17 protein-coding genes are annotated in these 21,558 nt (G+C 45.4%); 8 read left to right on the top strand and 9 right to left on the bottom strand.

The window, feature by feature from the left end:
• Nucleotides 1–178: 178 nt before the first annotated feature.
• Entirely contained in the window at nt 179–1,162 is a 984-nt protein-coding gene (locus A37S_RS0105130; RefSeq protein WP_028296048.1) for a cation diffusion facilitator family transporter, read from the bottom strand.
• 101 nt (nt 1,163–1,263) lie between these two features.
• Nucleotides 1,264–1,968, bottom strand: a complete 705-nt coding sequence (locus tag A37S_RS0105125) for a GDSL-type esterase/lipase family protein (protein WP_028296047.1) — start codon at nt 1,966–1,968, stop codon at nt 1,264–1,266.
• A gap of 218 nt (nt 1,969–2,186) precedes the next feature.
• On the opposite strand from A37S_RS0105125, the gene A37S_RS0105120 reads away from it, so the two are divergent.
• Nucleotides 2,187–3,329, top strand: a complete 1,143-nt coding sequence (locus A37S_RS0105120) for a pyridoxal phosphate-dependent aminotransferase (protein ID WP_036601433.1) — start codon at nt 2,187–2,189, stop codon at nt 3,327–3,329.
• A 116-nt stretch (nt 3,330–3,445) separates the two neighbouring features.
• Here the strand turns inward: A37S_RS0105120 and A37S_RS0105115 are convergent, their stop codons facing one another.
• Together A37S_RS0105115 and A37S_RS0105110 are read right to left on the bottom strand one after the other, a co-directional pair.
• Entirely contained in the window at nt 3,446–4,606 is a 1,161-nt protein-coding gene (locus A37S_RS0105115; protein ID WP_028296045.1) for an MFS transporter, read from the bottom strand.
• A 93-nt stretch (nt 4,607–4,699) separates the two neighbouring features.
• A complete protein-coding gene (locus tag A37S_RS0105110; protein ID WP_051292742.1) occupies nt 4,700–5,872 on the bottom strand; it encodes a baeRF3 domain-containing protein in 1,173 nt (390 codons plus the stop codon).
• Nucleotides 5,873–6,614: 742 nt separating this feature from the next.
• Between A37S_RS0105110 and A37S_RS0105100 the strand changes: the two genes are divergently transcribed.
• Genes A37S_RS0105100 through A37S_RS0105090 form a run of 3 tightly spaced genes read left to right on the top strand, consistent with a single transcriptional unit; the run spans nt 6,615 to nt 11,344 of the window.
• Nucleotides 6,615–7,115 carry a carboxypeptidase-like regulatory domain-containing protein gene (locus A37S_RS0105100; RefSeq protein WP_036601344.1) on the top strand — a complete coding sequence of 167 codons (501 nt, stop codon included), beginning with the start codon at nt 6,615–6,617 and terminating at the stop codon, nt 7,113–7,115.
• Nucleotides 7,116–7,123: 8 nt separating this feature from the next.
• Nucleotides 7,124–9,883, top strand: coding sequence for a TonB-dependent receptor domain-containing protein (locus A37S_RS0105095; RefSeq protein WP_028296041.1), 2,760 nt, complete (start codon nt 7,124–7,126; stop codon nt 9,881–9,883).
• A 24-nt stretch (nt 9,884–9,907) separates the two neighbouring features.
• Nucleotides 9,908–11,344, top strand: a complete 1,437-nt coding sequence (locus A37S_RS0105090; RefSeq protein ID WP_028296040.1) for a SusD/RagB family nutrient-binding outer membrane lipoprotein — start codon at nt 9,908–9,910, stop codon at nt 11,342–11,344.
• A 283-nt stretch (nt 11,345–11,627) separates the two neighbouring features.
• Here the strand turns inward: A37S_RS0105090 and panB are convergent, their stop codons facing one another.
• Nucleotides 11,628–12,443 (bottom strand): 3-methyl-2-oxobutanoate hydroxymethyltransferase, encoded by an 816-nt coding sequence (panB, locus tag A37S_RS0105085; RefSeq protein ID WP_028296039.1) that lies wholly within the window; start codon nt 12,441–12,443, stop codon nt 11,628–11,630.
• Between the two features lie 80 nt (nt 12,444–12,523).
• On the opposite strand from panB, the gene A37S_RS0105080 reads away from it, so the two are divergent.
• Both A37S_RS0105080 and smpB read left to right on the top strand, forming a co-directional pair.
• Nucleotides 12,524–13,180 (top strand): metal-dependent transcriptional regulator, encoded by a 657-nt coding sequence (locus A37S_RS0105080; RefSeq protein ID WP_028296038.1) that lies wholly within the window; start codon nt 12,524–12,526, stop codon nt 13,178–13,180.
• Nucleotides 13,181–13,192: 12 nt separating this feature from the next.
• Nucleotides 13,193–13,642: an SsrA-binding protein SmpB gene (gene smpB, locus A37S_RS0105075; protein WP_028296037.1), complete on the top strand. Its 450-nt coding sequence runs from the start codon at nt 13,193–13,195 to the stop codon at nt 13,640–13,642.
• A 25-nt stretch (nt 13,643–13,667) separates the two neighbouring features.
• Here the strand turns inward: smpB and A37S_RS0105070 are convergent, their stop codons facing one another.
• The gene (locus A37S_RS0105070) at nt 13,668–14,324 is read right to left on the bottom strand and encodes a protein-L-isoaspartate(D-aspartate) O-methyltransferase (RefSeq protein ID WP_028296036.1); all 657 of its coding nucleotides are present in this window, start codon (nt 14,322–14,324) and stop codon (nt 13,668–13,670) included.
• A gap of 164 nt (nt 14,325–14,488) precedes the next feature.
• Here A37S_RS0105070 and A37S_RS0105065 point away from each other — a divergent pair, with 164 nt between their 5' ends.
• Nucleotides 14,489–15,253, top strand: a complete 765-nt coding sequence (locus A37S_RS0105065; protein ID WP_028296035.1) for a hypothetical protein — start codon at nt 14,489–14,491, stop codon at nt 15,251–15,253.
• Between the two features lie 55 nt (nt 15,254–15,308).
• Here the strand turns inward: A37S_RS0105065 and priA are convergent, their stop codons facing one another.
• Both priA and A37S_RS0105055 read right to left on the bottom strand, forming a co-directional pair.
• Nucleotides 15,309–17,795: a replication restart helicase PriA gene (priA, locus tag A37S_RS0105060; protein ID WP_028296034.1), complete on the bottom strand. Its 2,487-nt coding sequence runs from the start codon at nt 17,793–17,795 to the stop codon at nt 15,309–15,311.
• Nucleotides 17,796–17,804: 9 nt separating this feature from the next.
• On the bottom strand, nt 17,805–18,191 hold the full coding sequence (locus A37S_RS0105055) for a DUF423 domain-containing protein (RefSeq protein ID WP_028296033.1): 387 nt from the start codon (nt 18,189–18,191) through the stop codon (nt 17,805–17,807).
• A gap of 89 nt (nt 18,192–18,280) precedes the next feature.
• On the opposite strand from A37S_RS0105055, the gene A37S_RS0105050 reads away from it, so the two are divergent.
• Entirely contained in the window at nt 18,281–20,923 is a 2,643-nt protein-coding gene (locus A37S_RS0105050) for an outer membrane protein assembly factor BamB family protein (protein WP_169719442.1), read from the top strand.
• Here the strand turns inward: A37S_RS0105050 and A37S_RS0105045 are convergent.
• Complete coding sequence (locus A37S_RS0105045) at nt 20,920–21,390, bottom strand: Lrp/AsnC family transcriptional regulator (RefSeq protein WP_028296031.1); 471 nt, start codon at nt 21,388–21,390, stop codon at nt 20,920–20,922. The two genes, A37S_RS0105050 and A37S_RS0105045, sit on opposite strands and share 4 nt — an antisense overlap.
• Between the last annotated feature and the right edge of the window lie 168 nt (nt 21,391–21,558).

Here is a 21,558-nt window from a genome sequence, read left to right as displayed (position 1 = left end):
GCTGATATTATTTCAAATAATCACAATTTTTTAAAAAAAACTCCTTTTGAGAAACAAAAGTCTGATGGCTGTCAAGAGCTAGAAACGAAAGATTACCAAGGCCAAGGGAAAGGCCAAAAGAATGGAGGGCAAAAGAGTTATAAATCTCGATAAACAAGAAGTTCTTCTTCGTTATGAACTATGCGATAGACTCAAAATGTTTCACGTTCTTGGTGACGATTTCGGGCGTCCAATGGATATGTAATGTACGTTCTTCGCTGCGTATGGGGCAATGCGCTACGCCACAGTAATGACAGCAGGCAGGCACGCAGGGATCAGCATGGATAAACAGTTCGGTATGCACGTTGATCTCTTTGTTCATGAGCTCGCCTATTTTCGAAATCTCCTCATGCACCGTGTTCAGGTCGTAGTAATTGGGCAAGGTGACATGGCAGTCTATGTGCAGATCGTGCCCATAGCGCTGGACTCGCAAATTATGGACGTCTATCCAGCATTCGGCCTTGTACTTATTCAACACATCCACCACTTGGCCTATTAATTCGATATCGGACTCGTCCATAAGCCCGCCAATGGACTTGCGCAACAATTTGTAGCCGCTAAAGAGTATATACCCTCCCAGTCCCAGCGACAATAGCACGTCAATGAAATGGAAGCCGGTCACATATAGCAATAATAGACCGAGCAATAAACCACCAGTACTATAGGCATCGGTTTGGAGATGCTTGCCATCGGCATGGATAGTAATGGACTGCAAGACTTTAGATCGCTTGACCATATAACCACCCAACAGGAAATTGACCAAGCCCGTGAAAGCAATGATACCCATCCCTTCTAGCAGACTCTGCAGTTCTTCGGGATAGAAGATGTTGTAGATAGCCTTACCCAAGATAAGCAATCCAGCTATGGCTATGAGCCCGCCCTCGAGAAATACGGAAAAAAACTCCACTTTGCCATGCCCATAGGGATGGTTTTCGTCCCTAGGTCTTGAGGAAAGATACACGCTATAGAAGGCAAAACTACTAGCCACCACGTTGACGATGCTCTCCATGGCGTCCGTAAGAATGGCATTGGAACGCGTGAGCAGGTAGGCACCAAACTTGGCCAGCATGAGCACTATTCCCGTAATCAGGGAATAGGTAATGATTTTCCTTTCTTCGTTCACTGCACTAAATCTTGGTGGTCAAAGATAGGTATTATTTAAGATACAAGATGTGAGATATGAGACGTGAGATATGAGACTCAATCCTTTCTAACAGCAAATGACTAATCAACTACCACCGCGTCGACTATCGGTTTGGCTATTCCTTCCATCACCACATACGCTTCTTCGTTGGGATGGACACCGTCGTCGCCATAATGGGCTTTAAGTGCACCAGACTCATCCCGTAATTCTGAATTGTAATCTATATAAGCCAATTTATTGGCCTTGGCATAGGCTGCAATCTCTTCGTTGAGCGCATCGATCTTTTGAGGCGCATCCTTTATGCTTTCGTTCCACTTGAAGCCAGCGGCAGGCAGTACAGAAGAAAGGATCACCTTGATATTGTTGGCCTGAGCTATGGCGACCATCGCCTTGATATTATCAAACGTGAAGATGGGATCATAGCTCCCCGTGTTTTCAGCTATATCATTGGTTCCCACATTAATAACAACTGCCACTGGTCGGAGTGCTACCACATCCTGCTGAAAACGCAGGAGCAATTGAGGGCTTGTTTGCCCTCCTATCCCCCTACCAATGTAGTTATTGGAAGAGAAAAACCCTGGACGCATCCGCGCCCACCCTTGTGTGATGGAATTGCCAATAAATACCACACGCTTTTCATGCTTTTTTGGCGCAGGCAATAGCGCATTATCCTTCGCGTAAAACTTGAGATTGACCATGTCGTTTAGCTTCTGACCATATGCGCCAAAGGACAGAAAAAGGCCTATTAGGCTGAGGCCGCCAATTAATATATGGATTTTTTTCATTTTTCTAGGAATTTATAATTCGTCGGCATTTTTTTATTGGGTTGAAGGTATTAAATAAAATCCAAAAGATAAGCAGGTATGATTAAAATTTTATTTAGGTTTGCAAGTATTTACAGTAATACAAGCAATTAGAAAGATCAACGATTATAATGAGTACAGCAGAACTATCAGTACTGTCAGACAGGATAAACGACCTATCTGAGTCGGCTACCTTAAAAATGACCAAATTGGGCCGGGAATTGGCAGCACAAGGTGCCGATATCATTAGCCTAAGCGTGGGAGAGCCTGATTTCAACACTCCTGACCACATTAAAGAGGCGGCAAAAAAGGCCCTTGACGAAAACTATACCAGGTACTCCCCAGTACCGGGCTATCCGGAATTGCGGAAAGCCATCGTGAAGAAGTTGAAGGAAGAGAATAACCTAGACTATGATATATCGCAGATTGTGGTATCTACCGGGGCCAAACAATCACTGTCTAATGCCATATTGTGCACTATCAACCCAGGCGATGAAGTGATTATTCCCACTCCTTATTGGGTCTCCTATTCCGAGATGGTAAAGTTGGCAGGTGGAATCTCCGTATTTATCAACTCGGGTATCGAAAGCGATTTCAAAATCAGCCCCGAGGAACTGGAGGCTGCCATCACCCCTCGCACCAAATTGTTCATGTTTTCTACTCCTTGCAATCCCACGGGAACAGTATATAGCAAGGACGAGCTCGCTGCATTGGCTGAGGTTTTCGAAAAATACCCCGAGATATATATCATTTCTGATGAGATTTACGAACATATCAACTTCGTGGGCAAGCATGAATCCATTGCCCAATTTGATTCGATAAAGGACCGCGTAATACTGATCAATGGTTTCTCCAAGTCCTATGCCATGACGGGATGGCGATTGGGTTATTTGGCCGCCAGCAAGGAAATTGCCGCAGCCAATGATAAACTACAGGGCCAAACAACTTCTGGAACCTGCTCTATAGCCCAACGTGCTGGTATAGCTGCTTATGAAGGCGGCTTGGAAAGCGTTAATAAGATGAAAGAAGCCTTTGCCCGTCGCAGGCAATTGGTCTATGATGCCCTTAGCGAAATCGATGGCGTAAAAGCCAATCTGCCAGAGGGTGCCTTTTATTTCTTTCCTGATGTGAGCAGCTTTTTCGGCAAGAAAGACAGCCAAGGCAACACCATTGAAAACTCTTCAGACCTGGCACTTTACCTCCTCAACGAGGCATATGTGGCTACAGTAGGTGGAGACTCCTTTGGTAATAACGACTGTATCAGGCTATCCTACGCAGCCTCAGATGAAAAATTAAAAGAAGCGCTGAGAAGAATCAAGCTGGCGCTGGAAAAGTTGGCATAGCCGTATTAGAATTATTCGTCCTTAACGAAATACAGCATGGAAGTCCCACTTAAGAATCTAAAAGTGGGACTTTTCTTTCTCTCAAACTATTGGCATTTCAATCGAAAAACAACAATTTACACATCTTGTACTTTCTGCACATAGGTTTTCAGGAACACCAATGAAAGCAAGGCTCCGGTAAATGCCATAGCTACCCCTACCAATACTGGTGTATCGTAGTGATAGCCCCATATAATGGGCAGCCCACCGAGGTATGCGCCCATCGTATTGCCCAAGTTGAAACTAGCCTGTCCTGCTGCTGCGGCCATTGTCTCTGCGCCTTTTGCCGTACGGATGAGCATCATCTGTATGGGAGAGCCATTGGTGAACGAGACCATCCCCGTGACGAAAGCCATCACATAAGCCGTCCAACCAATGGGAGCGGTAAAATGAACCACCAATAGGCACAGTGCCATGGAGCTGAAACTGGCGATGGCCGCCTTAGTGGGCGAAATGCTATCGGCTAGCCTGCCTCCAATGAGGTTGCCAAACACCATGCCGAAGCCCACGAGTACCATGATGAGCGATACCTTGTCGGCCGGTACATGCGACACCTCCGTGACCAAAGGGGCAATATAGCTAATCCAGGCAAACATGCCTCCGGTGCCGATGGAGATAATGGCCACCAAGAGCCAGGCCGGCCAGGTCTTGAAAAAGGACAGCTGGTAAAAAATATTCCCCTTCTGGTTGACCCCCATTTTGGGCATCCAGAAGTAAAGAGCCAGCAAAGTCACTAGTCCCAGGAAACTGATAGCGCCATAGGTAATACGCCAGGAAAAGTGGTGACCTATATAGGTACCCAAAGGAACGCCCACCAGGTTGGCCAAGGTCATGCCCGTGAACATGATGGAAATCGCCTGCGCCTCCTTGCCTGGCTTTGCCAGCCTCGCTGCGACCACTGATCCCACGCCAAAGAAAGCGCCATGCGGAAGACCTGCAGCAAACCTTGAGATCTGCAAGGTGACGTAGCTGGGGGCAATGGCAAAGAGCCCGTTGAACACAAAAAACAGCAGCATTAAGAACAGTAGCACGTTTTTGGGCTGATATTTGCCCGTAAACAGCACCAATATGGGCGCCCCCACTACCACACCAAGGGCATAGAGCGCTATGAGGTGGGCCGCTGTGGGAATGCTTACCTGTAAATCGCGCGCGACATCCGGGAGCACTCCCATCATCGTAAATTCGGTCATGCCAATTGCCAATCCACCAAAGGCAAGGGCTATCAATCCTTTGTTCATTCTGCGTGCGAATTTCAGGAATTCTTTTCGATAGGCTGCTATCCACGCACAATTTATTATATAAATTTATCTAAAATTTACAGTGCGGCCGTATCAATAGCGGTAGATGGCCGCAACACCCGTCTGCGAAGGCATCTTGCCTTTGGGAATGACCATGCTTTGTCCGCCATAGCTGCGTACGAGATCTGCCAGATCGTCCAACAGGTCGTCTACGCCCGCATCGCCGCCTTGCTTGTAGACCACATCGGCACTCTTGGCGTCTATACTGCCCGGGATGATGCGGTTTTCCTCTACCAGAAGCGTGGCTACTCTTCCTGCTATAGCCTCTTTGGCCACCTGCTCTATTAGGTCAGAGCCAAGCCCCTGGGCCACGTTTGCCTCATAGCCAGCTACTGCTTCGTCGAGCCGCTTATCGTACTCAGGCTCAAAAAGTTGCCAAGCCCTGTTCCTTAATTCGTCCAGATCCAGGGAAGCGGCATTGCCTTTAATACCTTCTGGCAGCAATTGCTTGTTGTGACTTACACTTCTAAAAAGATTTTGGTGCTCGGGCAGCGAAGCCAAGATGAGTGGCAGGCCCGACGGCTTGGAGTAATGTTCTAATATAGCCCTATCTACTGCCCTAAAGAAACGTTCGGCGTCCTTTTGGGCCTCTTCACTCTTGTCCATATAGCCGTGCACGACATTGCCGGTAGACTGGTTGGCCGCCTTATTGGATCCGTTGCCGGTTGCAAAGGCCGTATTGAAGTGGTCGTCCGTAAGTTCTTCGCCCAGTGCCTCCTGCATCGTTTTGGGCACTTCGGCATTTAACTCCACCGGGTCTATGTGGTAGCGATTGCCCTCATAGAGCTGTACGCCATTGAGTCCTAGCACCAATACTTCGTAGCGATCGGCCGACTGCACGTACTTCTGTAGGGGTTTGGTGTGCAAGCTGTCGGCTACGATGGCCAACTCGGCCACCGGACGCTGCAGTCGATACACCCGGAACAGCTTTGGAGTAGCCAATATGGCCAAGCCCTCTAATGCGTGGTTCCAAAAATCCTTGTCGGTGGCTAGGGCGTCGAACTGAGCAAAAAGCGGTGCCGTAGCAACTTCTTCATATGTTCCTTGTGCTAGTTCTTTTAGTTGCTTTACTAGATTGCGGTACCTAATGGGGTCTTGCTCGCTATCGGGATGCGTGCGATGGGTAGGCATATAGAGTGATAAGCCGGGTGCTTGCTGTTTTTCCAATAATTCGGGAAGGTACTTGTCAGTGAAAATAGTTGCCATAATAAAAAATGTATTTAATTTAATTGGTTCAACATTTAATCGGTTTAACCATCCTTTTCATGCCCTAAGTGGGGATGTATGTGGACGACTTCCTATTATTCTAACAAGGTGGCACCGCAATTGTTGGCGTTAATATGTCGCCATATTGATGTGTGTAAGGCCATGATCAATAGAAAAAGTAAAAATTTATTATTTTTCAAAAAATATCAATCCACACTTTTCTATTTATCTATAATTATCACTATGAATTAAATATTGACTTTTTTTTGAAAAAAAAATAACAAAAAACCATTAAAAAAATATAAACCATATAAAAAATTAAACATAAATTAGAAAACAACTTGCCCTTTAACTTTTTTTAACATATATTCGCTGCTATAGACAAAAAAACAGTTAACACAGACAGGATTTTGCTTCTTTTTGGTAGATTTTTCACAAAAAACTGACATTGCCAAACAAATCAGTAAAAAATCAACCAAAAAATCACAAAAAAAACACACAACAAGAAGCAAAGAACCTATTTTTATTGGTACGGGGATATTATTGTTCTATCTACTTAATAACTCAAACACACATGAAAAAAAACTACACTTCCACTATTATTCCGCCTTTTTGATTTAGTTTAATTTTTGATTAGGCTTTCTATTAAATCCTGAAAAGCCAGTGATTGTTGCTGCGTGCCTATTCCAGTTGGGCACGAGATTGGGATCTTATTTTTTATCATTTTTTAATTCTAACACACATGAAAGAGAAATTACTTTATCTTTTCTTGTTCTGTTATATGTTGATTTCAACTGTAACAGCACAGGAAAAAACAATTGCAGGAAAAGTCACGGGAGGGGACGGTCTCCCAATCCCTGGCGTCAGTGTTGCCATCAGGGGTGCTGAGGTAGCTACCCAAACCGACTATAACGGGAACTATAAAATCACGGCCAGTACGGGAAATGTATTGGTTTTTTCCTTTATTGGTATGCAAACGACGGAGATGAAAGTGGGTGAAAATGCCATAATAGACGTCCAGTTAAAGGAAGATGCACAAGCATTAGGTGAAGTGGTGGTAACGGCCCTTGGACTGGAGGAAAATGAAAAGAGTCTGACTTATGCCACGCAAACTATTGGCTCCAGTACCCTGAACATCTCCAATGAAGGTAACTTGAAGACCGCTTTGGCTGGTAAAGTGGCGGGTATTCAGGTAGCTCGCAGGCAGGATCCAAACTGGGCAATTCCGGTGCTGTTTATCTAAGGGGAGCCTTGTCACTTACGGGTAAGGAGGAGGCTATCTACGTGGTAGATGGGATCGTAACCAATGCAGACGCAGTAGATCCGGAGAATGTAGAGAGCATAAGTGTATTGAAAGGCCCCAATGCTTCGGCCCTGTATGGTATGCAGGCCAGTTCTGGGGTCATTATGATAACTACCAAGAAAGGTAAAAGGGGAAGGGCGGTAGTTAATTTCCTGTCAGCAGCTACTTTTGATAAGGTAGCCTATCTTCCCAAATACCAGAATGAGTACGGACAGGGATATGACGGAGAGGAGGAATGGGCTACATGGGAGCAATCTGCCGATGCGCCTTCTTATTTTGCTCCTATGAATGGAGGTAGATATATAGTAACCCCATATGCGGATGAAAGTTGGGGCCCAAGGTTTGATGGGGGCGAGTATTATCCTTGGTATGCTTGGTTCCCGGGTACAGATGAGGTCGCCAATCCGTATTATGGACAATCGGCCAGATACGTGGCTCAGCCAAACAATATCAAGGATTACTTTGAGACTGGCACCAGTTTCAAGAACAGTGTAGACATTTCGGGGGGTGGAGAGAAATACAATGCCAGAGTGGGCTATGTCAACCTTAGCCAGAAAGGTCTTTTACCTAGCAGTGACTACCAAAAACATAATTTCACGGGATCTTTCAACTTGGATTTGGACGAAAAGTTCTCAGTCAGTTCCAATATTAACTGGGCTATGACCGAGACCAATGGAAATTTTGACGATGGCTATGGCAATAATACCACTGGTTCTTTCAATGGTTGGTTTGGACGTGACTTGGAGATGTCCAAACTCAGGGAACTGAAGGACTTAACCACGCCGGATGGCTATTACACGTCATGGAACTGGTGGGGTCCAGATGCTTATTCTGCCTATGGAGGTGATTATCAAAAGCCCGTTTTCTGGAATAATCCCTATAAGCATGCGGAGACCGAAACCCTCATTAGGAACTACAACAGGTTTGTCGGTAACATTAACCTCGACTATGAAATCACCAAATTCCTTTCTTCCAAGCTGGAGTTGCAACGTAGTAGCTTCACCTACGACTATGCTCATTACATTCCTTACGAACTGGAATATAGCTCTGCTCCGAGCTTGTATACCGATTTTGTGAATTCATTTGACATATCGGACATTCAACAATTTGAGCATACCGTGAGACCCAGCATCAACTTACATACCGATATTGTTCAGGACAAATTGAAATTGAATGCTACTCTGGGCTACGTGTACAGGAATTATCAATACAAAGGGTTAGAAGTTGATATGGCAGATAGCGGTAATCCCGGCGCTGGTGAAAGCGTGGGCTTGGTTATCCCTGATCTGTACAACTACAGCAATTCAAGGCAAAATATAGTGCCAACTAGGCGCGACAACCAGTTCAAAACCAATTCTTTCTATTCGCGTATCAACCTATCGTATAAAGATTATCTGATTTTCAATACCGATATTCGAAACGATTGGGATAGCAGATATGACATAATTGGCGCCAACAACTCAAACTCATTTTTGTATGGTTCGGCAGGGCTTAATTTTATCTTTTCAAAAGCTTTCCAGATGCCTGAATTCATGAATTTTGGTAAGGTTTGGGTAAACTATGCGCAGACGGGAACCGAGATCAGTATAAATAATCCGTATTTAATTAATCCTTCTTATTCGCTGTGGTCTGGATATAGCTACCAGAGTTATCCCTTGATGTACTCTCCTTTGAGCGGATCGGCCGCCAATATCGCTCCTGCTACCTCCAGTTCACTGGAAATAGGCACAGACTTGGAGTTCTTGGATAGACGCGTGCGCCTGAACCTGACCTATTATAACGAAGACCGAAAGGACGAGATATTGGATAGCGAAGTGCCTTCATCATCGGGCATGACAGGCTATTTGGCCAATGCTGGATTGGTGAATAGGCAAGGATTGGAAGTAGTGCTTGGATTGACACCTGTAAAAACCAGAGACTTTACTTGGGATATTAACTGGAATATTGCCTTTAACAAATCTAAAGTAAAGGAATTGGCAGAGGGTACAGACTCGTATCAAATAGGCGTTTCCACGTTTTCCGTGGCCTACCTCATGAATCAAAAAGACAAAGATTGGGGGCAACTGGTGGGCAATGCCATCAGAAGGGCCGAGGACGGAACCCCCATTCTCAATGCATCTGGAACTTATCAGCTGGATAACAGCGTGTCTTTTGGCAGTGTACTGCCCGACTTTGTCGGTGGTGTGGTGAATAACTTTAATTACAAAGGTCTATCCTTGTCGGGCACCATCTCTTTCCAAAAGGGCGGCAAGTTCTTTTCACTTTCCGAGATGTGGGGTACATATTCGGGCTTATTGGATAATACGGTTGGAACGAATGATAACGGCGAATATGTACGTACGCCAGTCGGTGATGGAGGTGGGGTGCACGTAGTAGGTGTCAATGAAGCTGGTGGTGTCGTAGACACTTACGTGGAGGCGGCGACTTATTATGGTCAATTCTACGGTATGGCGGAACCCTTTATCCATCGTGCTAGCTACATTAAACTGGCAGACATGAACCTTTCCTACAGTTTGCCGAAAAGATATATTGGAAAAGCCTTGAGCGGAGTAAGTGTAGGCGTTTTTGCCAGAAATCTGGCACTGCTTTCCGTGTCAGGAGACAATCATCATCGTTGGGATCCTTCTGAAATGTCCCAATTGTACGGTGAAAACGGACAGCTGCCGGGGACGAGAAGTTTTGGATTCAATCTACGGGTGTCTTTTTAATTTAACCAACTAAAGAATAGAGAAATGAAAAGAATATTGTTTTCTTTAATAGCCATATCCTCACTCTTGTTCATGACCACATGTGATCGAGTCGATTATGGGGATCTAAATCAAAATCCCAATGCGGGCAATGAGGCAAATGTCGATGCCTTATTCAGGCATGCTATTGCCCGTTATTTCAGCCAATCCGGTGGTAGTTACCTCACAGCCCCGATAGTGCTAAGTCAATATGAGTCGGAAACCGTTTACACCGATGTGCAGACCTATACGGTTTATGCCGGCAGCTGGTCTGTTGCTTATGCCTATGTTTTGTCTAATCTGAAAGAGATTACCTTGGTGGAGGAAGACATACGTGGCGGAACGGAGAACATAGCGGCAATGGCGGAAATTTTAAGCGTGTTTGTATGGAAACGCCTTACTGATTCCTACGGGGATATACCTTATTCGGAAGCGCTTCAGAAGGCGGAGAATGTAACCCCGGCTTACGATGCTCAAGAGACGATATACAAGGATTTGATTGCAAGAGCAAAAGCAGCAAGAGACCAGCTGGGGACAGAAGGTGCTTTTGCGCCAGACGAAACTATAGATATATTGTATGGCGGTGACCTAGATAAATGGCATAAGTTGGCCAATTCGTTAATCATGGCCATTTCGCTTCAAATGTCAAATAAGATTCCAAGCACCTCAGGTGAAGCGGCTACAGCTTTCCAAGAAGCTTTGGCTAGCGGACCAATTGCCGAAAATGGCGACAACTTGGTTTTTGTACCAGACCCCACGGGTAACGTAGTCAATCCGTTTAGTGGCTTGAGGCCGGCAGACTATGCACTTTCTCAAGAATTTGTGGATGCTTTAAAAGGCGTTACTACAGGTTTGAGTCCCACTTCAAACAGTGTCTATGACAATAGGATACAGCGTATAGCCAATAATGTAGCACTTTCCGGATTGCCTTATGGACACATTTCTTATTCCAGCACCAGTGGTTGGGCTCAAATTAATACGGCTATCACGGCAGCGTCGACCAGTCTCCATTTTTTTACTTCGGCTTATACTTACCTGCTTAGGGCCGAGGCGGCTGCAATTGGGTGGACTACCGAGGATGCCGCTGCTATGTTGAGATCTGGAATAGAACATTCATACGAACAATGGAATGTGGGCGGTGCCGACTCCTATGCTGGTGCTCGGGTATCTGATATCTCTACCTATGGATTGGAGCGAGTCATCGGTGAGGAAAAATGGGTGGCGCTTTTCCCAGAAGGAGTTACGGCATGGGCGGAGCAAAGAAGAACAGGATATCCGGCATTGTTGCCTGCTCCTGACGCCGTAAACGGAGGGGTTCTCCCGTCTAGGTTTATGTATCCCTCGGAAGAATCGACTAGCAATACGGCAAATTGGGAAAGAGCCTTGTCTGGGCTAAGCCCAGCTACGGATGCAAACACTTCCAAACCATGGTTCATGAACTAATTGGTTAGCGTATAGACATCACGTCCAAATCTCTTTTAGTAGTTTTTGAGTGTTTTGGTGTGTGTATGGTTTGAAATTCGTGGATGGATTTTAAACTTTAATCCCGATTGCCTCGGCAATCGGGATTTTTTATGTTACACAGTACAGCTCTCACCAAGCACAAAATTGTTAACAGGAATTCTAGCCAATACTTTTCTTGTAAATTGGATTGGACTTATTTGGAAATGGCCGGCCTATTAGCCCAAGTGTGGCTGGGCAAAGTTAGAACAAATCCTACTTATAATCAGTACTGCTCTTCCTGACTAGGAAAGCCGCCCGATTTCACATCCTTCACATATTGCTGCACAGCACCTTCTATTTGCTCTGCTAGATTGAGGTACTGCCGCAAGAACTTGGGCCTGAATCCTTTATTCATGCCCAGCATATCCTGTCCAACCAACACTTGGCCATCGCATTGACCGCCCGCGCCAATGCCAATGGTCGGAATACGCAGTTTGTCTGTCACCTCTCCGGCCAATTTGGCGGGAATTTTCTCCAGGACTATCGCAAAGCAGCCTGCATCTTGCAATACTTGTGCGTCGCTCGTGAGCTTATGTGCCTCATGCACACTCTTGGCACGCAGTCCATAACCTCCAAAAGCATGTACAGATTGTGGCGTAAGTCCTAAGTGACCAATAACGGGAATGCCAGCATTAACGATGCGCTCTATGCTTTCCCGTATCTCTACTCCTCCCTCTATTTTCACAGCATGCGCACCAGACTCTTTCAGGATGCGAATGGAGGACGTAAGCGCTTCAAATGGATTGCCTTGGTAACTGCCAAAAGGAAGATCAACCACTACCATCGCCCTTTTTGCAGCACGCACCACTGCAGTGGCATGGTAAATCATCTCATTAAGCGTAATGGGCAAGGTAGTGTCATAACCAGCCATGACATTGGCGGCAGAGTCACCCACCAAAATCATATCCACACCAGCCGCATCAAGTAGCGTAGCCATGGTGTAATCGTATGCCGTCAGCATGGAGATCTTTTCTCCTGCGACCTTCATCTCCAAGATGCTATTGACCGTAATCTTTTTATCTTCTCTATGTACAGACATGAAGCAAACCTAAGGATTTTTAACCTATCATCAATAATATAAACCCCAAAAAATCGTACTATTTCCTATCTTTGCCCATTATGCTATCCATTACCGAAGAGAACTACTTAAAAGCCCTGTTGCACATCACTACCGAAAAGGACGGTCAGCAGGAAGCCGGTACCAACTTGATAGCCGCACAGCTACAGGTACGACCAGCGACCGCTACGGATATGCTCAAAAAGCTAAAGGAAAAGGAATTGGTGGAATATGAGCGCTATGGCAAGGTAACATTGACCGAGAAGGGTAGGAAACTGGCCACAGAGGTAGTACGCAAACATCGGCTGTGGGAGACTTTCCTTTATGACAAACTCGGCTTTAGCTGGGACGAAGTGCATGAAGTGGCCGAACAATTGGAACATGTCAAGTCAGACAAGTTGATAGAACGTTTGGATAAGTTTTTGGGCTATCCCAGCTTTGACCCACATGGTGACATCATCCCCAAGGTAAACGGACAAATAGTTCCAAGTGGAAGAAAATCGCTCAGCCAAGCCGCTGTTGCAAACACTTATAAGGTAAAAGGCGTTCAAGACAATAGTCCCACTTTCCTCCAATATGTAGCCAAGTTGGGTATTGGTATCAACACCTCCATCAAACTGTTAGAACGATTCGATTTTGACGGGTCCGTGGCCATCGAGGTAGAAGGGGTACGCACGAGTCTATCACAAAAAGTGGCAGACAATATTTACATCATATAAAGCAAAACAAATATGGCGAGCAATAACGTCAATATACGCAATAAAAGGGCATCTTTCGAATACCATCTGCTGGACAGGTACACGGCCGGATTACAGTTGCTAGGCACCGAAATTAAATCTATTCGTGAATCGAAAGCCAATATCAATGATTCATTCTGCGCTTTCCTAAATGGAGAACTATACATCCGCAACATGCACATTGCCGAGTATTCTCATGGTTCGTTCTACAACCATGAGGCCAAGCGCGACCGCAAATTGCTCCTCACCAAAAAGGAGCTGGACAAACTGCGAGTCAAAGGCGAGGAAAAAGGATTTACCATTGTACCTTTAAGGATATTCATCGGTGAACGTGGCTTTGCCAAGGTAGAAATTGCTCTAGCCCAGGGCAAAAGGGAATTTGACAAACGGGAAAGCATCAAGGAAAGAGATACAAAAAGGGAGATGGCACGTATTATGAGGTAGTAGGGACGTATGGCATACGTCCCTACTACCAGGCCTGATCGCCCACCAATGGCACAAACCTGAAGGTATCCAGTTCGATCTTTTCAAATTCATTATCTCCTGTACGGATGACGGTAACCATTTTCTGCTCCTTGGCGTCTCCTACCGGTATGACCAATATACCACCGATGGTCAATTGCCTGAGCATGATTTCGGGGACAAATGGAGCCCCCGCCGTGACAATAATTTTTTCGTATGGCGCATGTTCGGGAATACCCCTTGAGCCATCGCCAAGAAAGAAATGCGGTGTATAGCCCATATATGGCAGCACTTGGATAGTACGCTTATAAAGATTTTCCTGACGCTCTATCGTATATACCTCTGCCCCTAGCTCCATAAGGACACAAGTTTGATAACCAGAGCCGGTACCTATTTCCAGCACTTTATCTCCCTTGCCAATATGAAGCAATTCGGTTTGGTAAGCTACGGTATAGGGTTGTGAAATGGTTTGTCCATCGCCAATGGGAAAAGCAATGTCTTTATAGGCCTGATTCCAGAAAGTTTTATCAAAAAAGAAATGGCGTGGCACTTTACCAATAGCCGCCAGTACTGCTTCTTCCTCGATTCCTCGTTTTCGAAGATGAGCCACCAGTTGCTTACGTGCACCTTTCTCTCGATAGTTATCTACAAATTCATAAGCCATAGCTCATCAAAAATAATACAGAAAATTCTATTTTTAGCATAAATAAGCCCCAATAACATTAAACTCCTTAATGCAAGCAAATTATTTTTCAAACAAATCACAACAAAAGCTCCTTAATTGTTTAGATTAGCAGCGTATCAATTAACCACTGTTATTTTTTTACCATGAAAAAGACACTACTTTTCGTTTTTGTCTTGTCGTATACACTGGGTAGTTATGCGCAAGTGAGGAGAATTGACACATTGACATTTGAAAACACCTATTTACCTAGACAACAACAATCTACAAGCCCCTCAGATTTTATGTATTCCATTGCTGTTCGCGCCTTTGCGCTGGAACAATTCCCTCAATTGCTGAATCAACCCGTTCCAGGTGACCTCTTTGCATCTTATCTGAATGGACTAATGTTCAAATTCAACGACAATCAATTCAGCTATCGCCTTTACGCTAGCTATTTTGACAAAAAGAATGTCAATTTGGATAATGTGGACAACGACCTCAGCAAAAGGGCCAACGGCCACCTCAAAAATTTGGCTTTGAAGATCGGGTTCGAAAAAAACCTAACCTATACCAAATTGCAGCCATATTTTGGTTTCGACATTGGATATATGAGACAGCATTTCGACGGCAATACCCAACTGATGCTAGCGGGTGCGCCTGACTCAAATGACTTCGAAGAGAACACCATAGACAGAAAAAACACGGCACTACTAAGTGGTTTCATTGGCATAAAACTCAATATTACCTCGCAATTCACCTTGCTTGCCGAAGCAAATGCAAACACGACGTACAGTTTTCAGAAAACAGACGTTAGCAGCGAGAACAGTGAAGGATTTCAATTTCAACAAAAACAGAAAGAAAAATGGGAATATTTCTTCAGCCCTATAGGCCAAATTGGCATCCAATTCAATTTTGGTTCTATCAATTGATACATTAGGCCAACAGGAAATCCTCAAAAAAAGCCATCGGTTTTTAATTCCTTAATCAATAAGGATCCACATCCACCTGCACATAAGCCCCTTTATTGGCCTTATCCTGCTCAAAAACAACGAGGCACTGCTTGAGTGCTTCCTTCACTTTGGCAATGCTGATGCCATCTCGCTCAATCTTGATGATGATGGTGCTGAGATAGTAGTTCCTAATACGTGAAACAAGGGGTACTTCGGGTCCCAATATGCGTTTAGCACCTATACTTTGCTGCAACAAGCTCGCCAGCCTGGCCGCACACCCAAACACTTGTTGCTGGTCCTTATGTTTCACGTTGAGTTCTATGAGCCTATAAAAAGGCGGATAGGCATAATGCTTGCGCTCGGCAATTTCCGTCATGAACATACCTTCATAGTCATGTGCTTTCACCTGTTCCAGTACACGATGGTGCACCGCATAGGCCTGAACCACCACTTTTCCCGGCTGTTCTCGTCTTCCGGCCCGACCACTGACCTGGCTCAATAGCGAAAAACTCCGTTCAAAGGCCCTAAAGTCTGGGTAGTTGATCAAACTATCGGCATTGATGATGCCGATGACGCTCACCTTGCCAAAGTCGAGGCCTTTGGCCACCATCTGGGTACCTACCAAGATCTGGAATCGCTGTTCATCAAAGTCATTGAGGATACGCTCAAAACTATCTTTCCCGCGTGCCGCATCTACATCCAAGCGCGCAATGCGTACATCGGGCATCAACATGCTCAATTCTTCCTCGATGCGCTCCGTACCAAAGCCCTTATTTTCGATATGTGTGGAACCACAGGCAGGACATACCTGTATGGGCTCCTCCCTAAATCCGCAATAATGGCAATGTAGTTTCCCTGTACTTTTATGATAGGTGAGGCTTACGTCACAGTTCACGCATTTGGGTGTATAGCCGCAGGTCTGGCAAATGAGCATAGGCGTATAGCCGCGGCGATTTTGAAAAAGTATCACCTGCTCCTTGCGTTCCAGCGCCTGCCCTATTTCTTGGAGCAAGACACTGGTAAAATAGCCCTGCAATAATTTACGCTTGCTCTCATCGCCTATGCTCACCACCTCAATTTCGGGCAGCACAGCCTTTCCGTAACGCTCTGACAACACCACCAGTCCATATTTGCCAGACTTGGCATTATAGTAACTTTCAATGGCGGGCGTGGCCGATCCTAGTAGGACTTTTGCTCGATGAAGCCCCCCTAGGTAGACTGCCGTGTCCCGAGCATGGTAGCGTGGCGCGGGGTCAAACTGCTTGTACGAATTTTCATGTTCCTCGTCTACGATAATGAGCCCCAAATCCCGAAATGGCAAAAACACGCCCGATCGGGCGGCAAGTATCACGCTGTACTCGCCATTCAATACCTTCTGCCATACCTCGGCACGTTCATTATCATTAAAACGGGAATGGTACACACCCACCTGATGTCCAAAATATTTGCGGAGACGTTGCACTATCTGGGCCGTCAGCGCTATTTCCGGCAACAAGTACAGCACGGTATTGCCTTTTGCCAATTGCTCTTGAATAAGCCTAATATAAAGTTGGGTTTTTCCCGATGCAGTCACCCCATGCAACAAGACCACGTCTTTCTGCCCAAAAGATTTCCTTAACTGTTCCAAGGCAAGCTCCTGCCCTTCGCTCAGTACAAAGTTATCCTCCTCTCCGTCTACTTCCGCCAATCGGCTCACCACTTTCTCCTCCGCGACGAAGATTTCTTTATCTATCAAGGAACGAATGGCAGAATCGCCACACCCACTGGCTTCCTGTAAATCATTTTTGGTGATTTCCGCCCCCTTGCGCGCCAGCTGTACATAGGCCAATAGGGCATCCAGCTGTTTTGGAGCACGGTTCAATTGCTCAAAAAGCGCTTTCCTGTTTTCTGGATCATCGTAGACCGCATTCAATTTCAGAAAAGTTTTTTTGCGTGGTTTATAGCGCTCTTGCAGTTCTTCGCTTACGCGGATGAAACCCAGGGATAAAAGCCTTTTTATGAGCGGGAAAACCGTCTTTTGTCCCAGCAATTTAGTCACATCGCTCACTTTCAGCTCCCCGGCAACGTCCAAGGCATCCATGACCAGAAACTCCTTGTCATTGAGCTCGGACCGCTCAATTTCTTCACGCCCAGTAGCCGAGATCTTAGTTTCACTGGCTAGCTTCAAGGCGGCAGGCAAAGCAGCCTGCATCACCTCTCCCAAATGGCAGAGGTAATAATCGGCAATCCATTGCCATAGAACAATCTGATTTTCGTTTACAATGGGCTGATCGTCCAGCACATCGAGTATGTATTTAGCTTCATAGAGTCGAGGTGCTTCTTCCGTAATATGATGCACGATGGCCGAATAAATCTTGGCCCGGCCGAACTGCACCACCACCCTTTTCCCTTTCTGCACCGCATCTTCCAAATCCTTGGGCACACGGTAAGTATAGGTTTTAGAAATAGACAATGGCAATATCACCTCTACAAAGCGTGTCTTTCGATGTTGATATTTGTCTGCAGACTGGAGATCGAGCATCAAGTCTTTTTATTTATTTCGTAAAGCTGCAAAGAAAAGGCATATCCACCCAACTATAAAGGAGACCCCTCCCAATGGGGTAATGGGGCCCAAAATATGGGCAAAGCCAATGCCTGTAAGTGTTCGCGTAGAAAGCAGGTAAAGAGATCCGGAAAAGAAAACGATCCCCAAAACAAATGCTATATAGGCCCCATTGATGATGGATATCCGTGCCCTCGAAAAGGTAGACAGAAACAGCAATGCCAATGTATGGTACATCTGGTAATTGACCGCCGTATGCCAATTTTCCACGCTGCGCGCACTGATCTTCCCCTCGAGCCCATGTGCACCAAATGCGCCCAAAATCACTGCCCAAGCACCAAAAAATGCAGCAGTCAATATGATTCTTTTATTCATTCCCTTAGATCAATAATGCTGCTAATTTAACAAACATGTTAGATTTTCTCTTGCTGCCGCCCTATTTTTTTAACTTTGTAAATAGAGCCATGAAGAAACTCATCATCGTCACCAGCATATTATTCATAGCAGTCATTGCCGCTGCTGTATTCTATTTCTCCAATATTCATAAAGACAATCGGGATCAAGGTAAGCTCCTCAACCACATTCCTGAGGACGCCCTCTTTATTAGCTCGTTTCAAAATGACAAGTCTTTTTTTGATATTTTCTCCGATTATGAGGCCGTCAACAGCCTATTGGGCAAGGAAAACGAGAATCGTCTATCCTATCTTTATGAGCACTTCCTGCAAAGTGACGCCTTCGGGGAGCTACTGGCAAGGCAACGCATTTACCTCTCCTTCCACCCCCAGAGTGGAGATAGCCTTGACTGGCTTATCAGCATCCCCTTTGCTCAAAAAACCAGCACAAAAGAGGCCACCAGCCTTTTGACGAAGATAGAAAACATAAGCCTATCGGACGTAGATAGTATTCCTAATTGTTTTAATGTTACGTTGAAAAATTTCGGCGGTGATCTGTACATCGGTTTTAGGCAAGATGCCGCTGTACTTAGTTTTTCTAAAGAGTTGGTTGTTGCATCGCTGGATGAAAATGCGGCGCACCTTTCTCCGCACCTAGTCGAAAAGATACAGACCAACCGACAAAAGGCCGCAAGCAATCTCTTGACCTTATACCTCAATCAAGGGCAATTGTTGCCAACTATACAGCAGATGATGAGCCGCAAAACAGGCAATGTACTCAATATCCTAAAAGGGTGGAAGGGCATGACCAGCCTGAACCTGAACTACAAGAGTGATGCCATCATGTTCAGTGGCCCCAGCGATCTGGATAGTGCCAGGAACATGTATTTGGGCTTGTTTGCCCAGCAGCAAGCGGTGCCACAAACCATTAAGCGGGCAGCCCCTGAAAACACCGCTTCATTTGTTTCCTTTGCACTTTCGGACTACACACTTTTTCATGCTGGGCTGGTGCAACTACTAAAAAACAGAAAACAATTGGACGGCATGAACCAGCAGTTTGCGCATATCCGTACCAACCAAAAGGTGGATATCGACTCCACGTTCATCCCGCTCTGGGATAATGAATTTGCCTACCTTGAGCTAAATACCCGAGAGCAAATAGGCATCTTGAAGATCAAGGACAGAGCTACATTCGATTCCATTATACCTCACCTTAGCACATCGCTACAGGATAGCATCTACCGAATGGATAATTCCAACTTGCTCTACTACAGCTTCGGCGATCCTTTGGTAGATTTTCAAAGGCCTTATTTTATCGTTTTGGACGACTATTATATCTGCGCCAATACCCAGAGTACACTTCAACACTACCGTCAAAATTATAGGCAGCATAAGCTGCTGGGCACCATGGCAGAGTACATCGAGTTTGACAACATGCAGGCGCATAAGGCCAATATATCGTTTTTCCTTCACAATGCCAATGCCGGCAACAACCTCCGACGCAACCTCAAATCCAACGTTTTCAAGCGTTATGATAACGAAGATGACTACGGATTCAAGCGTTTCTACGGCCTGTCCATACAACTATCAGGCTATAATGGCGCCTTTTTCACAAATCTGTATGCCAAGTATATCCCATCCGATCAACAAGCAAAAAAAACAGTATGGGACTTCAACGTCAATGGTCCACTAAGCGTACCGCCTGCCGTACTGCAATACAATGACACAAGCAAGTTCATACTCGCACAAACGGACAACGGACAACTATACGCCCTGAATAACAATGGAAAACAGCTCTGGAGAGCCACCCTGAGTGGTCCCGCCCTTGGCCAAATCCAACAATTGGCAGACCGCTCCATCGTATTGACCACCAAGGAAAAACTATACCGTTTTTGGGCAGACGGGAAGCCATTGCCCGGGTTCCCCGTAGAACTTAAGCCAGCAGCCAGCTATGGAGCCACTATTGTGGAACAGGGCGAGGAACTAAGGATCTATATTCCTGCGGGAGAACATATACTGGCATACGATGGAAAAGGGCAAACCTTGGATGGTTGGCGCGACAAAACCGTTAGCGGAAATATACTTTTCGACCTCAAAACGGCAACGCTCGCCGATGTCAAATACGTCATTGCAATGACCGATATTGGCAAGGCCTATTTCTTTAACTTCAATGGAGGCCTAGTAGGTTTAAACGAGGACGCTACCGGGGCACACTTCAACAATCGCTTCGGCCTGGAATTGGTGGACAATGATCCTTCGCGGTCACGTGTCATTACCAGCGACACCTCAGGGAACATCAAAAGTTTCTTTTTTGACAACAAACAATTGCGCAAACGCATCGCCTCTTGGGGCAGCACCCATTTCTTCGATGCTCAGAACATTGCTGGCGACAGCATTCCTGAATTTGTGGTACTAGACCGGCGACATCTCTACGTGTACAACAATGCCGACAGCTCTCTGATATACGACCATAGCTTCAACCAGGACATAACGGACAGGCCACAGTTTTTTGCTCAGAACAATAAACGCCAACTCGTAGGCATTGCCTCCGGCAGTGAGAGATTGCTGTATCTTTTTGAGGAAGACGGTAGCCCGGTAAAAGGGTTTCCCGTCAATGGGCTGCCCAATTTTTACTTTGGCAGGTTGAAGAACGACGGCGGTCGCTACCTCCTTTGCGCCACGAACGAACGCACCCTATCTGCCTATCGGTTTTAAAAATACAGGGCCGAGGTACGCTTGATTTCCTTGAGCACAAAGGTACTGTTGCTCACGCCGATATTTTCGATCTTGGAAAGCTTGTGCCGTACGAAATCGTGATAGGCCTCTAGGCTTTCCACATTGATCTTCAAAAGGAAATCAACCTGTCCCGCCATATGGCAACATTCCTGCACTTCCTCAAATTGCTGGATCTCCCGTTCAAAATTCTCAATAAATGCCTCATTGTGGTACCGCATGGAAACCTGGCAAAAAGTGGTAATGGGTCTCTTCAATAGTTTTTGATCGAGTATGGCCACATACTTCTTGATATAGCCCTGTTGCTCTAGCTTACGTATACGTTCATAGACCGGTGAAATGGAAAGATTCAGTTGGGAGGCAATTTCTTTGGTCGTTTTTTTCGCATCTTGCTGCAGGACGCGCAATATGGCACGATCGGTTTCATCCAGCGCATTTAAATTTTCCATAAAATTTTTTGTAACACTAAAATTGGCACAACACAAAAAGAAAATAAAATCTTAAAAAAATCAAATAAGCATAATTTTTACTGATTAAGCAAATATTATAAATCAATAAATCTTTATTAATTATTTTTGATCGAAATAAAAACTTCAGACAACAATACAATAAAAAAA

This window comes from Olivibacter sitiensis DSM 17696, from assembly GCF_000427965.1.
In the GTDB taxonomy this organism is placed as follows: domain Bacteria; phylum Bacteroidota; class Bacteroidia; order Sphingobacteriales; family Sphingobacteriaceae; genus Olivibacter; species Olivibacter sitiensis.
This window is presented reverse-complemented; position numbering and strand designations above follow the sequence as displayed.

Bases quoted from the DNA above. Each gene is read 5' to 3' on its own strand.
- A37S_RS0105125 (WP_028296047.1), bottom strand. From the start codon at position 1,968: ATGAAAAAAATCCATATATTAATTGGCGGCCTCAGCCTAATAGGCCTT.
- A37S_RS0105120 (WP_036601433.1), top strand. From the start codon at position 2,187: ATGACCAAATTGGGCCGGGAATTGGCAGCACAAGGTGCCGATATCATT.
- A37S_RS0105115 (WP_028296045.1), bottom strand. From the start codon at position 4,606: ATGAACAAAGGATTGATAGCCCTTGCCTTTGGTGGATTGGCAATTGGC.
- A37S_RS0105110 (WP_051292742.1), bottom strand. From the start codon at position 5,872: ATGGCAACTATTTTCACTGACAAGTACCTTCCCGAATTATTGGAAAAA.
- A37S_RS0105100 (WP_036601344.1), top strand. From the start codon at position 6,615: ATGAAAGAGAAATTACTTTATCTTTTCTTGTTCTGTTATATGTTGATT.
- A37S_RS0105090 (WP_028296040.1), top strand. From the start codon at position 9,908: ATGAAAAGAATATTGTTTTCTTTAATAGCCATATCCTCACTCTTGTTC.
- panB (WP_028296039.1), bottom strand. From the start codon at position 12,443: ATGTCTGTACATAGAGAAGATAAAAAGATTACGGTCAATAGCATCTTG.
- A37S_RS0105080 (WP_028296038.1), top strand. From the start codon at position 12,524: ATGCTATCCATTACCGAAGAGAACTACTTAAAAGCCCTGTTGCACATC.
- smpB (WP_028296037.1), top strand. From the start codon at position 13,193: ATGGCGAGCAATAACGTCAATATACGCAATAAAAGGGCATCTTTCGAA.
- A37S_RS0105070 (WP_028296036.1), bottom strand. From the start codon at position 14,324: ATGGCTTATGAATTTGTAGATAACTATCGAGAGAAAGGTGCACGTAAG.
- A37S_RS0105065 (WP_028296035.1), top strand. From the start codon at position 14,489: ATGAAAAAGACACTACTTTTCGTTTTTGTCTTGTCGTATACACTGGGT.
- priA (WP_028296034.1), bottom strand. From the start codon at position 17,795: ATGCTCGATCTCCAGTCTGCAGACAAATATCAACATCGAAAGACACGC.
- A37S_RS0105055 (WP_028296033.1), bottom strand. From the start codon at position 18,191: ATGAATAAAAGAATCATATTGACTGCTGCATTTTTTGGTGCTTGGGCA.
- A37S_RS0105050 (WP_169719442.1), top strand. From the start codon at position 18,281: ATGAAGAAACTCATCATCGTCACCAGCATATTATTCATAGCAGTCATT.
- A37S_RS0105045 (WP_028296031.1), bottom strand. From the start codon at position 21,390: ATGGAAAATTTAAATGCGCTGGATGAAACCGATCGTGCCATATTGCGC.